Origin of the sequence: Amycolatopsis sp. NPDC057786, assembly GCF_042797905.1 — a bacterium.
Taxonomy (GTDB): domain Bacteria; phylum Actinomycetota; class Actinomycetes; order Mycobacteriales; family Pseudonocardiaceae; genus Amycolatopsis.
The window spans coordinates 17,735-34,513 of record NZ_JBHVKW010000014.1 but is presented as its reverse complement, the minus strand read 5'-3'; the positions used below and the strand labels follow the sequence as shown (position 1 = coordinate 34,513).

Genomic DNA, 16,779 nt, shown 5'->3' with positions numbered 1-16,779 from the left:
CCACGGCTCAGCGCTCGAGCTTCGGGATGGTGGTCCGGGCGGGTTCTTCGGCGGGCGCCTCGGCCTTGCCGGCGCGCAGCTCCTCGATCCGCTCGACCAGAGTGGCCACTGTGGACGCTTCGAACAGCGTCTTCATCGCCAGCCGCGTGCCGGTGGCCTTGCGCACCTGGGCGATGAGCTGGATGGCGACCAGCGAGTTGCCGCCGAGGGCGAAGAAGTCGTCGTGGATGCCGATCTTCTCCACACCGAGCAACTCGGTCCACTGGCGGGCGATCTCGGCCTCCAGTTCGGTACGCGGGGCGACGTAGTCGTCCTCCGACACCTTCACCGCCGCTTCGTCGGGTTCGTCCAGCTCCTCGACGGTGACCTGGTGCTCGATCAGCTCCCGCACCGGGAGGGTGCTGATCACCACCTGCCCGCCGAGGCCGGGGGCCAGCGCCCGGACGAACGCCTCGGCGCCGTCCACCGGCCGGATCCCGGTCGACGTCCCAGCAGTGTCCACAGTGGACGCGGAAGCCAGGCCGCCGCCGACGGCGTCCTGATCCACCTGGCGCAGCACGAAGTCCTCGATCGTGACGAGCACGCGGCCGGTGTCGTCGCACAGTGAGAGGTCGGCCGCCACCACCTGATCGCCGTCGGAGTCGCGGTAGCGCAGGTGGCTGCGAAAACTCGCCGGGAGCGCGTCGTGCACGACGATCCGGCCGTAGCTCATCGGCAGGTAGGTGCCGCTCCCCCGGCCGCGGCCGAACGCGGTCGCGACGTCGAGCAGTGCCGGGTGCAGCCCCCACGCGCCGACGTCACCCGCCGCCGCGTCGGGAGCCGTGATCGTGGCCAGCTCTTCCTGTGCGCCGATGCGGTGTTCGCGCAGTGCCGCCCAGCGCGGGCCGAAGGTGACCATGCTGGTGCGGCCGGTGCCGAAGCCGTTTCCGTCGTCGATCGGCTCGGTCCGCCCGGTCACCGCCTCGATGTCCACAGTGGACGCCGAGCCGGGCTCGATCCATCCGGCGGATCCGCGCACGTGGGTCCGGCTCGCGCCGGCGACGTGGCTGGTCACGGTGAAGTCGTCGCCGTCGAACTCCACGCGGTACTCCGCGGTGGCGCCGTCCGGGACGCCGAACGGCTCCAGGAACGCGACGTCCCGTAGCTCGACGACGTGCCCGTCCCCGGGCTTCGGCAGCGCCGCGACCACGGCCGCGCGGACGGTCTCCAGGTGTCCCGTTCCCGGGACCACCGGCACCCCGGCGATCCGGTGCTCGTCGAGCAGCCAATGCGTGGCCGCCGAGACGAGCCCGTGCGCGCCGTCCTCGGTGCGCGTGGTGACCACGGGATGCTCGACCGCGCCGAGGGCCCGTGACCGGGCGGTGCGGATCGCGGTCGGCGCGGCCACTTCCGCGGCCATACCGACCTCTTCCCAGCCACCCCAGGCGTGCGACACGAGCCGCGCCCGCCAGCCGTGACCGCCCCGAGCGTAGGCGTCGAGGAAGTTGTTGGCGGCGCAGTAGTCGACCTGCCCGATGCCGCCCGCCACCGCGGTGATCGACGAGCACAGCGCGACGAAGTCCATCGGCAGGTCGGCGAACGCCTCGGCCAGCGCGAGTGTCCCGGCGATCTTCGGGGCCAGCACGGCCTCGGCCGCCGCTCGTTCCTTCACCTCGGCGACGCCGCCGCCGGGCAGCCCGGCGGCGTGCACGATCCCGTCGAGACCGCCGAACTCGCGCTCGGCCAGCTCACGCACCTCGCGCAGGCGCGCGGCGTCGGTGACGTCGGCGGCGACGACGTGCACCTCCGCGCCCGCGGCCTCCATCCGCCGCACGGCGAGCATCGCCCGTCCGGCGCGGTCGGTGCCGCCGTGCGCGGCGAGGTGCGCGTCCCACTCCGCCCGCGGCGGCAGCCCGGCGCGGGTGAGCAGCACGAGCTTCGCGCGCACCCGGCGGGCGAGGTCCTCGGCGAGCGTGATGCCGATACCGCCGGTCCCGCCCGTGATCAGGTACCGGCCGCCGTCCCGCAGCACCGGCTCCGTGTTCGCGGACAGTTCGAGCTGGCTGTAGTCCAGCACCCAGCGACGGCCGGAACGCAACGCGACCTCGGCCGCCGCGTCGGCCGGGCGGAACAGCTCGGCGACGGCGTCCATGACGTCGATTACGTCGATCCGCCGTACCACCGTGCCCGCGACCTCCAGCGGCACCACCCTGGCGATACCGGCGAGGGTCGCGTGCTCGGGGCGGGTCAGGTCGGTGCCGGTGACGTCGGCGGTACCGGTGCTCACCACGTCGATCCGCACCGGCTCGCCCCAGGCCTGGACGAGGTTGAGCACGCTGAAGAAACCGTGCTCCTGGGCGGCCATGCCGCGCTCATCCCCGGCCAGCGTCCAGGCGTGCACGACCCGCTCGGGCCGGGCGGACAACGCGGCCACGAGCGCGTCGTAGTCCTCGCGCACCCCCGGCCGGACGGTGAATCCGGTCTCTGTCGCGGAGAACCCGTCGCCGGGTCGCACCTCTGTGACCGTCACACCCGCGTCGCGCAAGAGGCCGGGCAGGAAGTCGTCTGCGGCGAAGACGAGCGCGTCCGCGAAAGGCTCGCGTCTCAGGTCCGGTTCCGCTTGCCGCCACGCCGGGACCGCGAACCACTCGGACAGCGGCAGCGGACCAGTCCGCCGCACCGGCTGGGCGGCCGTGACCGGGTCCGGATCGACCCAGTACCGCTTGCGCGCGTACGGGTAGCCGGGCAGTGGCACCCGGTGGCCGGGCGCGCCGAACATGCGCGGTTCCAGGGAAACGCCGTTCGTCCACAAGAGACCGGCCGCGCCGTACAGCGTTTCGACGTCGCCGATGCGCTCGGTCCGGCCCGGCAGGCTCGGCTGCGGCGCTGGCATCCCCTTCGGGACCTGGCCGCGGGCAAGCCCGGACAGCTGATGCCCCGGGCCGCATTCGACGAGCGCCCAGCGGCCGCCCCGCGCGAACAGATTCTTGACGCAGTCGCCGAACCGGACGGCCTGACGGAGGTGCGAAGCCCAGTAGGCGGGGTCGGTGGCCTGGGCGTCGGTGATCCAGTCGCCGGTGACGTTCGACAGGAACGGCAGCGCGGGCGCGGTGCGGGTGACGGCGGCGACGGCCTCGGTGAACTCGGCGAGGATCGGGTCCATCATCGGCGAGTGGAACGCGTGCGAAGTCACCAGCTCGCGGCACTGCACGCCGCTGGCCTTGAGTGTCGCCGCGAAGTCCGCGATCGCGTCGGACGGCCCGGCCACGACGCACGTGCCGGGCCCGTTCACCCCGGCGATCGCGAGGGTGCCCGGCAGCCGCGTGGTGACGCTCTCCTCGTCGAGCTGGACGGCCAGCATCGCCCCGGCGGGCATCGACTGCATCAGGCGGCCACGCGTGGCGACCAGGTTCAGCGCGTCCGGCAGGGTGAAGACCCCGGCGACGGTGGCGGCGACATATTCGCCGACCGAGTGGCCGATCATCGCCGCGGGCCGCACGCCCCAGCTCTGCCACAGCTTCGCCAGCGCGTACTCGACGACGAACAGCGCGGGCTGGGTCACACGGGTTTCCCGCAGTGCCTGCTCGCCACCGCGTCCGAAGATCAGCTCGCGCAGCTCCGGCAGCTCGGATTCGAGCAGCCGCAGGCACTCGTCGACGGCCGCGGCGAACACCGGCTCGGCCTCGTACAGCTCCGCGCCCATCCCGGCGTACTGGGAACCCTGGCCGGGGAAGAGGAACGCCACGTTCGTCTCCCCCGCCTGTGCGGACACGAGACGCCGGGGATCCCGCAGCCCGTCGACCGCGTCCTCCGCGTCGCGGGCGACGACGACCGCGCGGTGCGGGTACTCGGTGCGCCCGGCGGCCAGGGTGTGCGCCACGTCGGCGAGGTCGAGGTCGACATCCCCGGCCAGCCGCTCGGCCAGCCGGTCGACCGCGGTCGAAAGCGCTTCCGGGGTGTTGGCCGACACCCGTAGCAGGTGCGCCGGATGCGGCGTCCGGGATCGCTCGACGACCGGCGCTTCCTCAAGCACGACGTGCGCGTTGGTGCCGCCGACGCCGAACGAGCTGACGCCCGCCCGCCTCGGTGCCTGGCCCGCCTCCCACTTCGTCACCTCGCGCGCCGGGTAGAACGGCGTCGCCGGGAAGTCGATACCCGGGTTGGGTTCGTGGTAGTTGATGGTCGGCGGGATGAGCCCGTGCTCCATGACGAGCACGGCCTTGATCAACGAGACCACGCCCGCCGCCTGCGACAGGTGGCCGATATTGGACTTCACCGAGCCGATCGCGCACCAGCCGGTGTCCGCGACCCTGTCTCCGTACACAGTGGACAGTGCGGTGATCTCGATCGGGTCGCCCAGCGCGGTGCCGGTGCCGTGCGCCTCGACGTAGCCGATGGTGCGCGGGTCGACACCGGCCATGCCGACGGCCTGCGCGACCGCCTCGGTCTGCCCGGACACGCTGGGCGCGGAGAAGCCGACCTTGGTGGCGCCGTCGTTGTTGATCGCGTTGCCCAGCACGACGGCCCGGATGTGGTCGCCGTCCTCGATCGCCTGCGACAGCCGCTTCACCAGCACGACTCCGACGCCGCTGCTCCACACCGTGCCGTTGGCGCCGGCGTCGAACGCGCGCACGTGGCCGTCGGGCGAGGTGAACCCGTCGACGCCCATGTAGCCGACGCCGTGCGGCATCTCCACGTTGACCCCGCCTGCCAGCGCCATGTCGCACTCGCCGTTGCGCAGTGCCTCGCAGGCCAGGTGTACCGCGACCAGTGACGTCGAGCAGGCGGTGAACACCGCGAGGCTCGGGCCGCGCAGGTTGAGCTTGTACGACACCGAGGTCGTCAGGTAGCTCGGCTGGTTGCCGGTCGAGATGCCGATACCGCCGTGCTGCGAGGCGAGGAGCCGCTCGTTGCGCATCAGGTTCTCGGTCAGGTATCCGGTGCCCCCGGACCCGCCGTAGACACCGATCGCGCCGTCGAAGCGCGCCGGGTCGTAGCCCGCGTCGGTCAGCGCGGCGTGACACGACTGGAGGAACAGCCGATGTTGCGGGTCGGTGATCTCGGCCTCGCGGCTGGTCATACCGAACAGTTCGGCGTCGAACTCGTCGAAGCCGTCGACCACGGCGGTGGCGTTCACCCAACTCGGATCGTCCACTGTGTCCGGTGCGGCGCCGCGGGCGATCATCTCCTCGCGCGTGGCCGGCAGGATCGACTCGACGCCGTCGACGAGGTTGCGCCAGAACTGCCGCGCGTCACGCGCGCCGGGCACGCGAATGTCGAGTCCGACGATCGCGATCGGTTCGGCTCCGGGATCGCCGGTGCCGGTTTCGGGGAGGTGGTTCACGGTGGTGCTCCTATCAGGGGCCGGCCGGGCCGGCGGTGCGACGGGGTCTTCTGGTCTGGGTCCGGCCTCGGCGGGCGGCGACGCGCTCGGCGGCGCGGGCCAGTTCCGGGACGGCGGCTCCACCGGAGTGCAGATGCGCGGCGAGGGCACGGACGGTGGGGTGGGTGAACAGGTCGACCATCGGGATCCGGCGGCCGAGCCGGGTGGTGAGCTGGGCGTGCACCCTGGCCAAGGCGAGGGAATTCCCGCCGACGTCGAAGAAGTTCTCGGTGTGCCCGACTTCCGCGACGCCGAGGACGTCGCACCACGCACGGGCGATCACGGCTTCGGTCGCGGCGGCCGCCGCCGGGTCCGCGGCCACCGACGGCGGCCGTGCCCTGGAGCGGGTCGTCGCGGCGGGCGCGGCCGTGCGGACGTCCGCCCGCGGCAGCTCCGGCACGCTCGTCCCGACCGGCGCGTCCGGCGCCGCGGCCAGCGCGCCGAGCAGAGCGACGTAGTCCTCGGCGAACCCGGCCATCCGGGAGTGGTCGAACAGGTCCGGGTTGTACAGCAGTTCGACGCCGTCGTCGTGGACGTACACCGTGAGGTCGAACGGCGAACCCGGCTTGTCGACCGGCAGCCACGCCGAGGCCACGCCGGGCAGGTCAAGCCGCGGCTCGCTGAAGTTCAGGACGTTGAACATCACCTGCACGAGCGGGGCGTGCGCGGGATCGCGGGGCACACCGAGCGCCTCGACGAGCCGCTCGACCGGCGCGGCCGGATGTGCGGTCGCGGCAAGGAGTTCCGCTCCGCCGTCACGGACGTGCGTCGCGAAGTCCGCGGCGTCGTCGGCCCGCAGCCGCACCGGCACGATGTCGACGAAGAAGCCCGCGATCTCCTGGCACTCGGCGAGCTGCCGGTCCGCGACGACCGTCGCGACCAGATGGTCGGTGGCGCCGGTGAGCCGCCGCAGCAGCTGTCCGAACGCGGCGAGCAGCACTCCGGCGCGGGTCGTGCCGGTGCGGGCGGCCAGTGCCCGGACCGAATCGGCGACACCGTCCGAAAAGGACTGACGCAGGCTCGCGCCCCGGTAGGTCTGCACGGCAGGGCGCGGCCGGTCCCTCGGAAGGTCCACTATGGTCGGTGCGCCGGTGAGATGTCCGGTCCACCAAGCGACGTCCACTGCCTCCCGCCGTTCGTCGCGGCCGGCCCGCCACACCGCGTAGTCCGCATAGGACGCCCCCGGCGGCGGCAGCGGCTCGCCCCGGTAGGCCGCCGACAGATCGGCACACAGCAGGTCCTGCGACCAGCCGTCGAACACCGCGTGATGCAGGGTGAAGCCGAGCACGTGTTCCGACTCGCCGATCCGGTAAAGCCTTACGCGCCAGGGAGCCTCGCGGTCGAGACGCACCGGCGTGGCGGCGTCGGCGGCCAGCCGTGCCCGCAGAGCGTCTTCGGTCACCGGCGCCACCGGCAACGGAACGTCCGACGACGGCAGGCAATCCGCCACCGGCGCGCCGTCGACGGCCCGGATCCGCCAGCGGAGTACGTCGTGCCGCTCGGCGACCGCGCGCAAGGCACGGCGCAGGGCGTCGACGTCCAGCGCACCGGTCAGCCGGAAGGCCATCGCGATGTTGTACGGCGCGGCGTCCGGGGCGAGCTGGTCGAGGAACCACAGCCGCCGCTGCTGCGGGGACAGCGCGGGCGCGTGCCCGGTGGTCAGCCCCGGCCCGGTCAGCGGCGCTGCGGCCGCGACCCGCCGGGTGAGCCCGTCGAGAGTGCCGCTCGCGAGCACGTCCTCCGTGGCGACGTCCGCGGCCAGCTCCGCCCGCAACGCCGCGACCAGGCGCATCGCGGCGATCGAGTTGCCGCCGGAGGCCAGGAAATCCGTCCCCGCGCCGCCGCCGAGCACTCGCCGCCAGATGGCCGCGACCGCCCGCTCGGCCGGGGTGCCGAGCGGGCCGAGGTCCTCCCCCCGTTGTCCCGCCAGCACCGCTTCGGCCAGGTCTCGCAGCGCAGGCCGGTCGATCTTGCCGGTGACGGGGTTGACCGGCAGGCGGTCGAGCACCCGGACCGCGGCCGGGCGCATCGCCGCGGTGAGCCGGTCCCGGCCGAGTTCGTCCACATCGGACGGTGCGGACGCCGGCGTCAGGAAGGCCACCAGCCGGGTGCCTGTCTGCCAGGGGACGGCCTCCACGGCAGCGACGTCGACGTCGGGATGGGTCGCGAGCGCGGCCTCCACCTCGCCCAGTTCGATCCGCTGGCCGCGGACCTTCACCTGGCGGTCGGCACGGCCGGCGAACTCGAGACGGCCGTCGGGGAGCTCACGGGCCAGGTCGCCGGTGCGGTAGAGCCGTTCCCCCGGCGTCATCGGGTCGTCGACGAACTTCGCGGCGGTCAGCTCGGGGCTGCCGAGGTAGCCGTGCGCGAGGCCCGGGCCGCCGATGAGCAACTCGCCGATCTCGCCTGGCGCGACCGGCCGCAGCTCGGCGTCCACGACATACGCCCGGTGGTTCGGCGTCGGGCGGCCGAGCGGCAGCGGGTCTGCGGGGATACCGGTGACCTCGTCGGTGACGACCACGACGGTGGTCTCGGTCGGCCCGTAGGCGTTGAAGAACCGACGGCCCGGCAGCCAGCGCGCGGCGAGCTCGGCGGGCACCGGCTCGCCACCGCAGGCGATGACGCGCCAGCCGGGTACGGCCGCGGGGTCCACCATGGACAGCAGCGTCGGCGTGACGAAACCCCACTCGACGTCGTGCTCGACGAGGAATCGCCGCAGCCGTTCGGGGTCGGCCCGATCGGCGGTGCCGGCGAGCTGGACCGATCCGCCGTGGGCCAGCGGGACGAACACGTCCATGGTGAAGGCGTCGAAGGCAGGCGAGGAGATGCCGAACACCCGGGCACCGGGCCGGATCCCGAGGGCGGCGGCGAACCCGGTCACGAACGCGACCACGTTGCGGTGACTGGTCAGCACGCCCTTGGGCCTGCCAGTGGAGCCGGAGGTGTAGAGGAGGTGGACGAGGTCGTCCGGCCCGGCGGGGCACTCGACGGGCCCGTCCGCGGGCGGAGGCACGTCGAGCGCCTCGATGCCTTCCGCGGCACCGAATTCGGCCCGCGCGCGGTCACCGACGACGAGGGAGATCCCGGCGTCCGCGGCGATTTCGGCCAGCCGTGCCTTCGGGCCGCCGGGTTCGAGCGGCACGTAGGCGGCTCCGGACAGCAGTACACCCACGACGGTCGAGATCAGCTCCGGCCGGCGGTCGGCACAAACGCCGACGCGGGTGCCGGGCCCGGCACCCCTGGCCCACAGCAACCGCGCGACCCCGGTCGCCGACGCGACCAGTTCTCGGTAGGTGAGCCGGACGTCACCCTGCCGGACGGCGACGGCATCGGGGGTGCGCGCGGCCTGGGCGAGGATCAGCCCGGTGATCGTGGTGTCCGGATAGGACAGTGGCGGTCCGTGGCCTCCCACGACGGGCAAGGTGTCGGTCACCGAGGGGTCTCCTGGTCGGTTGTGTGGTGATGTGGTGGGTCGATCCAGTGCCGCTCCCGCTGGAACGGATAACCCGGCAAGGGGACGCGGCCGGGATCGCCGTCCGCCACCCATCCGATCTCGCCGCCTGCGGCCCAATGGGCAGCCAGGTCTCGCTCCGCCCCTGCCGGGCCCTCGACGTCGGTTCCGTTCGCCAGCACCGCATCGAGCGCGGCGACCGCCGACGTGACCGAGTCCGCCACCACGGCGGCCCGGCACACGAAAGCCCGCCGCGCCGAAAGCGTGTACGCCACGTCCCCGAGGTCCGGCGTGTCCGTGGCGAGCCGGTCACGCAGCCGGGAAACCGCCTCGCGCAAGGCCTTCGGGTCACGCGCGGACACCGGCAGTACGAACGGACCGTTCGCCGCTTGCCGCGGTGGGACGGCAGGTGCCTCCTCCACGATCACGTGCACGTTCGTGCCGCCCATGCCGAACGAGCTGACCCCGGCCACCCGCCGCTCGCGGACGGGCCAGTCGGTGGCCTTCGCCGGGACGTACCAAGGGCCGCCCGCCAGGTCGACCTCCGGATGCGGGGCCGTGAAGTGCAGGCTCGGCGGGATGACGCCGTGCCGTACGGACAGCACGGCCTTGATCAGCCCGGCGATACCCGCCGCCGCGTCGAGATGCCCGATGTTCGTCTTCACCGAACCCAGCGCACACGTTTCCGGCAGCGTGTCCCCGTAGACGCGGTTGAGCGCGGCCACCTCGATCGCGTCACCCAGGGGAGTGCCGCTGCCGTGGGCTTCGAGCAGCGCGACCTCGTCCGGCGCGACCTCCGCGACGGCCAGCGCCTCGGCCACCGCGGCCGCCTGCCCGGCCGGTCCCGGCACGGCGTAACCCGCGCGGTCCGGGCCGTCGTTGGTGATCGCCCAGCCGGGCAGCACGGCGTAGACGTGGTCGCGGTCGGCGAGTGCGTCCGCCAGCCGCCGCAGCACGACCACCCCGGCGCCCGAGCTGAACCCGGCGCCCTCCGCGGCGACATCGAACGCGCGGCACCGGCCGTCCGGTGAGGCGAGCCCGCCACTGCGGTACCGCGGCCAAGTCACGCTCGTCCCGCCGGCCAGCGCGACGTCGCACCGGTAGTCCGCGAGGCTCTGCGCGGCCAGCGCCACCGCCGCGAGCGAACTGGAGCACGCGCTCTGCACGGCCACCGCCGGCCCGGTCAGCCCGAGCCGGTAGGCGACCTGGCCGGGCAGGTGGTCGGTGAGCTGGCGGCCGGTCAGCCGCCCCTCCCAGTCGTCCGGGTCGACGTCGCCGGTCACCGCCGGGTTGCCGAACAGGTGGAACAGGAAGTAGCGGTTCACCGAGGCGGCCGTGAACACCCCGACCGGCCCGGTCTCGGCGGCGGGGTCGCGTCCCGCGTCTTCGAGTGCCTGCCAGGCCGTTTCGAGAAACAGCCGATGCTGCGGGTCGGTCCGCGCGGCCTCGTCGGCGGTGAATCCGAAGAACCCGGCGTCGAACTCCTCGACGCCCTCGATCCGGCCGCCTGCCCGCACGTACGCCGGGTCGGCACGCAGACCCGGCCCGATGCCCAGCGCTGCCAGCTCTTCGTCGGTGTAGTCGTGGATCGAATCGACACCCGCGCAGAGGTTCCACCAGAACGAGGCGGCGTCCGGCGCGCCGGGGAACCGGCAGGCCAGCCCGACGACGGCGATGAGATCCCCGGCCTGCTCCTCCGCGGCAGGCGGCGGTTGAGTGTCCGAAGTGGATTCCGTGAACCAGGCGGCCTGTCCGGCGATCGTCGTGCGCTCGAACAGGACGAGCAGCGGGACGTCCACCCCGAACTCGTCGGCCAGCCGAGCCTGCACCCGGCCCAGCCGCAGTGAGTCACCGCCGGCGTCGAAGAACGCCTCGGTACGCCCGATCCGGTCACGACCCAGCACCGCGCACCAGATCCGGTGCACACGTTCCTCGGCCGGGGTCAGCCGCTCGGCCGGGACGGTCGCGGCCACCCGCGGGTCCGGAAGCGCCAGTTCGTCGAGCTTTCCGGTGACTGTCAGCGGAAAGCGGTCCAGCACCGCGACGGCTGCGGGCACCGAGTAGCCGGGCAGGGCGTCCGCCAGCGCGGCTCGGAGCACTCGGCCGTCCGGACGCGGGCCCGCCGCGGTCACGTAGGCGAGCAAGTCGCCGTCACGCACGATCGCGCGGGCTTCGGCGACGTCAGGCTGTTCGGCGAGCTTGGCTTCGATCTCGGTCAGCTCCACCCGGAAGCCGCGGACCTTGACCTGCCGGTCGAGCCGTCCGAGGCAGACGAGGTTCCCGTCCGGCAGCAGCCTGCCGAGGTCGCCGGTCCGATAGCGACGGTCGCCGTCGGCGGTCACCTCGAACGCCGGACTCGGCTGGTCGAGGTAGCCGTCGACGAGATGCCGCCCGCTCACTTCGAGTTCGCCGCTGTCCAGCACGGTGAGCGTGAACCCTGGCAGCGGGCGCCCGATCGGCAGCGGTCCCTCGGCGTTCGGGCTCAGCTCGGCGGCGGTCGTCCGGTAGTGCGCGGCGAACGTCACCTCGGTGGCGCCGTAGCCGTTGACGAACACGCATTCCGGCGCGAACCGGCCGCGGCGGACGTCGGCGTGGGTCGCCTGTTCGCCGCCGAGCAGCACGGTCCGCACGGACGGGAGGCCGGTCTCGCCGAGGATGTCGAGCAAGTGCCGGTAGACCGTGGGCGTCGAGTGGTAGACGGTCACCTCGTGCCGGGCCAGCTCGCGCGCGGCGTGGGCGAGACCGTGCGCGCGCAGGTCGACCGGCACGAGCGCGGCGCCGGTGAGCAGTGCCGGGTAGAGGTCCGGAATCGCCGCGTCGAAGCCGAACGACGCGAGCAGGCTGAGCCGGTCGGCCGCGGTGATGCCGAGCGCGGCGATCTGGTTGTCGACGACGTGCAGGAGGTTGCGGTGGGTCTGCGCGACGGCCTTCGGACGGCCGGTGGACCCGGAGGTGAACAGTACATACGCCAAGTCGTCCGGATCGGCTTCCGGCACGGGGAGCGGCGCGGTCTCCGTGCCCGTGCGCACGAGCCGCACGGATCCGTTGCCGCACAAGGACTCTGCCAGCTCGACGTACTCCGGATCCGCGAGCACGGCGGTCACCCGCGCGGCCGTGAGCTGGTACTCGAGACGCTCCTGGGGGAAGGTCGGGTCCAAGGGGACATAGGTGCAACCCGCGGCGAGGGTGCCGAAGATCGCCGCGATCGCGGCGCTGCCGTGCCCGGTGACGAGCCCGACCCGCTCCCCCGGCCGGACACCGGCGTCGCGTAGCCGCAGCGCGCGGCCGCCCGCGAGCCCGGCGAGCCGGGTGTAGGTGAGCCCTGTGCCGTGCTCGAAGACCGCGACGTGGTCGGGCGTTCGCCGGACGTGCCTGTCGAATCGGCTGACGCAGCCGGGTTCCGTCATCGGGCGTCGAGCAGTCGCTCCGAGGTTTTTCGGGCGCGCGACAACAACGGCGTGGACTTCATCTTGCTCCCCAGTGCAGATTCAGGTGAAGAATCACGCAAGGTTAAGACGACCTGCCGCGCGGAGGAATACGATTTCCGTGGATTTAGTCCGAACGATCCATCCATATTGGACCATACGTCGCAATTTTCCACGGCTTACGCTGGAATCCGCATCCTGAGCAGCACTTGGCGACCATCGTTCGGACACCAACGACACTCGGTTGATCACTTTCGGTGACACGTCGGATATTAACCGACACCATGTCATGAGCCACGTTTACCGGCAACCGGTCGACCGATTTCCGCAATCGATTCAGAAATGCGGATCCGGTCGCACGAGTGAACCCCGCCAAGCCTGCGGCAGCGGCGTCAAGCAGACAGCCGACATGGGTCGGCACGCAGATGCCCGCGGACCCGACTGTCCACGAAGGCCTCTCTTCGGGAGGGCGGCGCCCGATCAGGCCGGTTTGAGCAAGGTGGCACGACCAGCGCACGACCAGGGGGGGTGAAGGCTCCCATCACCGCGCCAGACGCGACGAAGGGAGCCTTCACCCCGCCGACTCACGCCCCCACGTGAAAACCGTACCTATGAACATCCAGTCGACAAAACGCATCCTTGTGGACATTTGAGGGAAGACACAGACTCGCAGGACGCCCACAGCGAATCGGCGCGTATCCATTCAGGCGAATTCGCGATCCGGAGGAGACAATTACTTCGATGCGATTTTCTCCCGCTCGAAAGCGGCTCAGGAGTCGGATTCGCCCATCACAAGACCTTCGATGGTGTGCTTCTGAGTAATGGGCCGCAGGGAATCGACGATCGGGCAATCAAGGTGGGCGCGCACCGAATCCGGCAGGGTAGCCCAGAATTCGCGGGTCACGGCGGTGTCGTGCCGGGCGTCGTTGCCCGCTCCCGGCGCGTCGAGACCGAGGACCAGGACAGGACGGCTTTTGGCCGAGTGGTTCGCGGTTCCTCTGTGGACGGTCAGCGCCGACCGGATCGAAATGTCGCCCATGCGCGGGAATTTGCGTACGGCCAGTTCCCGGTAGCGCGGGTACGCCGCCCGTGGCGGGAACATCCCGTGCTCGAACGCGCCGCCGTCGTCCCAATGCGTGCCGGGCGCGATCTCGAAAGGTCCCATATCCGGTTCGGTGTCGACGGCGGTCACGTTGACGGCCAACGAGTTCAGCCTGCGATGGAGTGCGGTCTCCTCGGGCATCGGGAAGTCGCGGTGCCACGGCTGGTCGATCGCGCCTGCCAGCGGGACATCGAAACCGACCTCGACGATCCGGTAGTCCGGCCCCAGCACGGCCTCGGCGACGGCGGTGATCCACGGATGGGACACCAACTCGGCGAACCCGCGCAGCTGTTCGGGATGGATTTCGACGTAGAACCGGTTGGGCCCGCGACCGACCGCGCCGTTTTCGCGCCCGCGCGCTTCGGCGAACGCGGTCTCGATGTCTTCGCCCAGGCGTCCGACCCAGTCACGAGTGAACGCCTGCGGGAGACCGATGATGCCCTCCCGGTACAGGCGGGCGGTCAGGGATTCGAGTTCGTCGGCGGGCAGCGGGGCGGGAGCGGTGTGGTGGACAGGCATCTCGACCTCCGGGCGACACGGCAGCGTCTCTCCAGTTTGCAACGTGGCATGCCACGTTGCAAGAGCTATCCTCGCGGGGAGCGAGAGGAAGAGGATGAACCCGAAGCTGCGGGATGTGGCCGAGCACGCCGGGGTGTCCGTGCGGACGGTGTCGAACGTGGTCAACGGCTTCCGGTACGTCGCTCCGGCGACCAGGGAGCGGGTGCAGGCGAGTATCGATGCCCTCGGCTACCGGCCCAACATGGCCGCCCGGACGCTCCGGCAGGGCCGGACCGGGCTGGTCGCGCTGGTGATCCCGGAGATCGATTCGCCCTACTTCTCCGAGCTCGCCGCGCGGACGGTGCGTATCGCCGACGCGCGGGGACTGACGGTGCTCATCGACCAGACCGACGGCGACGCCGAACGGGAAACGCAACTGCTGCACGGACAACGCAGCCAACTGGTCGACGGCGTGTTGTTCAGTCCGTGGGCGGTGGCCCCGGCGGAACTGGCCTCCCGGACCGACACCGCCCCTCTCGTGCTTCTCGGCGAGCACGACGGTACCGCCGGCGTCGACCACGTCGCGATCGACAACATCGCGGCCGCACGCGAGGCCACCGCGCACCTGCTGGCGCGCGGACGGCGGCGGATCGCCGCGGTCGGCAGCCAGCCGCGCTCGCTCAACGCGACCGCCCGCCAGCGGCTGGCAGGCTACCGGGAAGCGCTCGCCGAGGCCGGACTACCGGCCGACCCCGGACTCGAAGTGCCCGTGCAACGCCTGCACCGCGCCGACGGCCATCGGGCGATGCTGCGGCTGCTCGACTCTCCCCTGCCGCCCGACGCGGTCTTCTGCTTCACCGACGAACTCGCGCTGGGAGCGTTGAGAGCCGCCGCCGACCGCGGCGTCGCGGTACCGGATTCCTTGGCACTGATCGGCTTCGACGACATCGAAGACGGCAGGTTCGCGGTCCCGGCGCTCACCACCGTCTCCCCGGACAAGGATCGCATCGCCGAACTCGCCCTCGACCGGCTGGCCGAACAGATGGCGAGCCCGCGGTCGCCGCGCTCGATCGTCGCCCCGCACCGGCTGATCGTCCGGGAAACGAGCTGAGCCGGTCGCTCGTCGTTCCGGCGAACAACAGGTGGATCACTGCGGTGCCGGTTCCTTCGAGTGACGTCCGAGGCTGCCGATCGCGGTCATGACCAGCACGATTCCCACGACGCCTGCCACCGTCAGCCGCTCGCCGAGGAAGACGACGGCGATCACGACAGCGGTGACCGGCTCCAGCAGGGTCGCCACCACCGCCGCGCCGCTGGGTGTGGTCCGCAGGCCGGTGAACAGCAGCGCGTAGGCGAGCGCCATCGTCACGGCCCCGAGGTAGCCGATCAGCGCCCACGACCCGATGTCGCCGGTCCACACCCCGCCTCCGTTCGCCAACGGCACGATCAGTCCGGCGGGAACGAGGACCATCGCCGCGACGCAGGTCGTCGTCGTGGTCATGGTCAGCGTGTCGAGCCGTAGAGACAACGGCCCGGCTGCTTCGGCGGAGAGGGCGTAGGCGGCGCCGGACGCCAGTGCGGTAAGCACACCCAGCACCGGGTACGGCGCTTCGCCGTCAGGGCTGCCGACAACGCTGACCAGGAGAAGCCCCGCGAGCGCGACTGTGACCGTGAGGAACTGGGCGGCGGAAGGCCGTCGGCGACGCCGGACGCTTCCGGTGATCAGCAACAGCACCGGCGCGAACCCGAGACACACCACGGTAGTGATGCTCACTCCCGCCCACAGGACGGCCACGAAGAAGAGCAGCTGGAAGATCGCCGTCGAAACCCCGACCACGGCCACCCGCCGCCAATTCCGCCTGCCGAGCCGTACGCAGTCGCGCAACCGCCGCAGCACGGCGGCGGCGATCACCAGGACGACGACCGCGACCAAGGCGCGGTACCCGCCGATGGCCAGTGGTGAAAGGCCCGAAGCGTCGTGGACGACCGGGATGACCGGACCGATGGTGCCCCAGAGCACGCCGGCCAGGCACACCAGAACCAGTGCTCTCCCCCGGCCGGCGGGCGCCTGGACAGGCTGCGTTTCCTTTGTCACCACACCGGCAGCATGGCAAACGGACCCGAGCACGGTCGCCTCGACCGCGACGTCACCCGGTGGTCGGGCGGAGAACGAGGCATACGAACCCGAAAGATTCCCGGTAGACGCGCAACCATTCCTCTCGATGGGTGGCGGCCGCGGCGAGCGCGTACGGACTGTCCGGATCGTCGGGGTGGTCGAGCGCCCACGAGGCCAGTGTCCCCGTCCAGTCCCATTCGTAAGCGTCCAGCTCGTGGCGAGTGCTGACGTGCCCGTAGACGGGCACCCATCCATCGGCGACGACACGGTCGACCGTGGTGGCCAGATCGGTGAAATCACCGAGCATCTCCACCGCCTCCGGTGACGGATCGCGTTCCCAGAAACCGTCACCGACCAGGACGCGCCCGCCGGGAGCAAGATGCTCACGGGCGGCCGCGAGGGTGGCGAGCAGACCACCGAAGGCATGCGCGGCTCCGACACTGAGGATCAGGTCGAATCGTTGTGTGGACGTGAAATCCGCGGCGTCGGCGTGCTGGAGATCGAGCCGGTCCGCCACGCCGAGATCCCGCGCGGCATGCCGAGCACGCGTCAGCGCGCCATCGGAGACGTCGACGCCCACGGCCCGCAACTTCGGATAGGCGACCAGAGCCCGCAGCAGCCATTCACCACCACCACAACCGAGATCGAGGACGTGCCCGTCCCCGTCTCCCAGTCCGCGCTCCAGCAGTTGTCGTACCGACTCGTCACCCAACGGCGAAGCCACCGGGTGACGCGCATGGGCAAGCCGGGAGATCCGTTCACGCTGCATCCGGAGACCATGGCAGGTCCGGATGGCGCGGACAATCGGTTATCCGGCGTCGTGAA

Annotated in this window: 7 protein-coding genes; 1 reads left to right on the top strand and 6 read right to left on the bottom strand. The window is 71.7% G+C overall.

Translation table 11 applies throughout. The features are described 5' to 3' along the window. Positions 1–7: 7 nt before the first annotated feature. The 4 genes from ACFVM3_RS11515 to ACFVM3_RS11500 form a co-directional block, all read right to left on the bottom strand. Positions 8–5,323 carry an SDR family NAD(P)-dependent oxidoreductase gene (locus ACFVM3_RS11515; protein WP_378437851.1) on the bottom strand — a complete coding sequence of 1,772 codons (5,316 nt, stop codon included), beginning with the start codon at positions 5,321–5,323 and terminating at the stop codon, positions 8–10. Between the two features lie 13 nt (positions 5,324–5,336). After that, positions 5,337–8,795, bottom strand: a complete 3,459-nt coding sequence (locus ACFVM3_RS11510) for an amino acid adenylation domain-containing protein (RefSeq protein WP_378437849.1) — start codon at positions 8,793–8,795, stop codon at positions 5,337–5,339. Continuing rightward, a complete protein-coding gene (locus tag ACFVM3_RS11505) occupies positions 8,792–12,220 on the bottom strand; it encodes an amino acid adenylation domain-containing protein (RefSeq protein ID WP_378437847.1) in 3,429 nt (1,142 codons plus the stop codon). The genes ACFVM3_RS11510 and ACFVM3_RS11505 overlap by 4 nt, the downstream gene beginning before the upstream one ends. A 787-nt stretch (positions 12,221–13,007) precedes the next feature. After that, entirely contained in the window at positions 13,008–13,859 is an 852-nt protein-coding gene (locus ACFVM3_RS11500; protein ID WP_378437845.1) for a phytanoyl-CoA dioxygenase family protein, read from the bottom strand. 94 nt (positions 13,860–13,953) lie between these two features. On the opposite strand from ACFVM3_RS11500, the gene ACFVM3_RS11495 reads away from it, so the two are divergent. After that, positions 13,954–14,949: a LacI family DNA-binding transcriptional regulator gene (locus ACFVM3_RS11495; protein ID WP_378437843.1), complete on the top strand. Its 996-nt coding sequence runs from the start codon at positions 13,954–13,956 to the stop codon at positions 14,947–14,949. Positions 14,950–14,985: 36 nt separating this feature from the next. On the opposite strand, the gene ACFVM3_RS11490 is transcribed toward ACFVM3_RS11495, so the two are convergent. After that, positions 14,986–15,936 (bottom strand): DMT family transporter, encoded by a 951-nt coding sequence (locus tag ACFVM3_RS11490; protein WP_378437841.1) that lies wholly within the window; start codon positions 15,934–15,936, stop codon positions 14,986–14,988. 49 nt (positions 15,937–15,985) lie between these two features. Further along, positions 15,986–16,723 carry a methyltransferase domain-containing protein gene (locus ACFVM3_RS11485; RefSeq protein ID WP_378437839.1) on the bottom strand — a complete coding sequence of 246 codons (738 nt, stop codon included), beginning with the start codon at positions 16,721–16,723 and terminating at the stop codon, positions 15,986–15,988. Positions 16,724–16,779: the final 56 nt, after the last annotated feature.

Coding starts and splice junctions, on each gene's coding strand:
- ACFVM3_RS11505 (WP_378437847.1), bottom strand. CDS start 12,220: ATGACGGAACCCGGCTGCGTCAGCCGATTCGACAGGCACGTCCGGCGA.
- ACFVM3_RS11500 (WP_378437845.1), bottom strand. CDS start 13,859: ATGCCTGTCCACCACACCGCTCCCGCCCCGCTGCCCGCCGACGAACTC.
- ACFVM3_RS11495 (WP_378437843.1), top strand. CDS start 13,954: ATGAACCCGAAGCTGCGGGATGTGGCCGAGCACGCCGGGGTGTCCGTG.
- ACFVM3_RS11485 (WP_378437839.1), bottom strand. CDS start 16,723: ATGCAGCGTGAACGGATCTCCCGGCTTGCCCATGCGCGTCACCCGGTG.